Genomic DNA, 2066 nt, shown 5'->3' on the forward strand with positions numbered 1-2066 from the left:
GTTCGTTCCTGGTGGGCTATGAAATAACAACCCGGGATACGGCCAGTTCAACCGATACAGACCTTGAAAGCTTCTCAAGTTCTATATCAGCATCTTTAAAAACTTAGGCGATGGTTTCACCCTGCATTTTGACTGCATCCGGAGCCCTGAAGATTATTATCCTGATAAAAATGAAAATCATTTCCCTGACAGGATCACCAGAGCCATTGATGATGAAAGGAGAATATTTTTTAAAAAGGGCAGGCATTTTCGCACAACCCATTATCTGTTTATCACCTGGAAGCCGGATATATCAGCGCAGAAAATGGATCCTTTTTATATACGGAAGAAAAGGAGGAACGCCAGAGAAAAAACGGTGATGATGCCGGTGTCAAGGCGTTAAAAACCTTTCAAAACAACCTGGTCGAAATCGAAGACAGGCTTTCGTTGTCTTTTAGGCTCCGGCAACTCAAGGATATACCCCTCCAGAATGGCATATATTCAGAAGTTCTGGAAATTATCAACTTTATTATCACAGGGGAACGCCACAAAATAAAACTGCCGGAAATCCCTATGTATCTTGATTATCTTTTATCCTCCCAGGATGTCACCGGCGGCATAGTCCCGAAAATCGCGGATAAATATATCAGTGTCGTTGCCATTGACGGCTTCCCTGCAGAATCTTACCCGATGATGCTGTCCGGGTTAGACAGTTTATCCATACCCTACCGGTTTAACACCCGTTATATCTGTATGGATCAATGGACAGCCTTGCAGCAGATAGAAAATTACAGGAAAAGCTGGTCCCAAAAAATCATTGGTTTCTTTGACAAGCTTTTCAATAACGCCAAAGCAAAACCAAACAAAGATGCCGCCCTGATGGCCGTGGATGCGGAGGAAGCCTATTTAATTAATCAATCCGGATTTGTGGGATTCGGTTATTTTTCCGGCAATATCATTCTGCTGAATGAAGATAAAGAGTTGTTGCAGACGCAAACCAGGGATATCCGGAAAGTGGTTTTATCCCAGGGATTCTCTGCCCGGGTGGAAACCCTCAACGCCCTGGAAGGCTGGCTTGTGAGGAATATCTCGGCCTTGGCAAGAACATGACGAGCCGCCGGAAAGTATATAGGCAGCAGTTTGAAATACCAATTGATAAAAATGAAACACAGCTGATTCAACAAAGCCTCCATTCCGGGACTCCGGTGGGGAATGAAAAATTTCAGCGGTATATTGAGAGGGTAACCGGCAATAAGGTAGGCAGCTACAAAAGAGGCAGACCGACAGTCCAGACAGCAACATAAATCCAGGTATTTTGATCATCCGAGCTTTTTTTGTCAGCTTGGGTTGGGCCGATCCAAGCGCCTGTAATATCAAAATAAAGCCTACCCCCTATGATAAAGAATTTTGCCATACTCCAGAATGTGGTTGCGCAAATCGGGGTTAGTTAGAGTTTCAAAATGAAGGCAGTCAAAAAAATATGGAAACAGGGTTTCTTCTTCCAAATAGTTATGGATTTTTTCTACAAGTTCTGACGTCACTTTTAATCCGCTGATCGCAAGATCTATATCCGAGCCTGGTTTTTCGTTTCCCATGGCTCTGGAGCCGAACACGATAACTTTTTCAATCTCCGGATAGGCTGAAAAAATTTCTATCAGCTGGCTGATTGTTTTCTGAGGCAGGTTAATATGCTTAAGTAGGTGGACAAATATAATTCCTGTATAATCTTGCTTTGCAACAAATCATTGTTTTTTAAATTTGCATAGCAAGGATATCAGATGAGACGTACGGGTAAAAAATTTATTTCTCCAATTGAGCCGTTGGCATTAAAATGGCTGTCACTTAGGAATGCGGATTTAATAACATCCTAAATGCTAATTGCCGTAGGAAGAGCAACATAGTTCCATTGCGGTAAATATTCATCAAACTGAATTCTCATATTTTTTTAAAATCGTCCGCTACTTTACGACCAGTTTTAAAATTTTTATCAAGGATAGACGTAAAAACCTTCAACCCCGTAGATGTTTTTGTTTTTGCTACGAAATCATTAACGATTTCGATACTCTTAAAAATAACACCTTTACATG

Annotated in this window: 4 protein-coding genes; 2 read left to right on the forward strand and 2 right to left on the reverse strand. The window is 41.4% G+C overall.

The features are described from left to right. The first annotated feature begins 136 nt into the window (after positions 1-136). Positions 137-382: a hypothetical protein gene (locus DESPODRAFT_RS22035; protein ID WP_504109414.1), complete on the forward strand. Its 246-nt coding sequence runs from the start codon at positions 137-139 to the stop codon at positions 380-382. A gap of 44 nt (positions 383-426) precedes the next feature. Further along, a complete protein-coding gene (locus tag DESPODRAFT_RS21085) occupies positions 427-1089 on the forward strand; it encodes a VirB4 family type IV secretion/conjugal transfer ATPase (protein ID WP_245531898.1) in 663 nt (220 codons plus the stop codon). Positions 1090-1364: 275 nt separating this feature from the next. Here the strand turns inward: DESPODRAFT_RS21085 and DESPODRAFT_RS11025 are convergent, their stop codons facing one another. Continuing rightward, positions 1365-1694 carry a nucleotidyltransferase family protein gene (locus DESPODRAFT_RS11025; protein ID WP_004073546.1) on the reverse strand — a complete coding sequence of 110 codons (330 nt, stop codon included), beginning with the start codon at positions 1692-1694 and terminating at the stop codon, positions 1365-1367. Positions 1695-1914: 220 nt separating this feature from the next. Next, a partial coding sequence (locus DESPODRAFT_RS21730) for an ISAzo13-like element transposase-related protein (RefSeq protein WP_004073554.1) occupies positions 1915-2066 on the reverse strand: 152 nt, incomplete at its 5' end.

It is taken from the genome of Desulfobacter postgatei 2ac9 (assembly GCF_000233695.2).
GTDB lineage: Bacteria > Desulfobacterota > Desulfobacteria > Desulfobacterales > Desulfobacteraceae > Desulfobacter > Desulfobacter postgatei.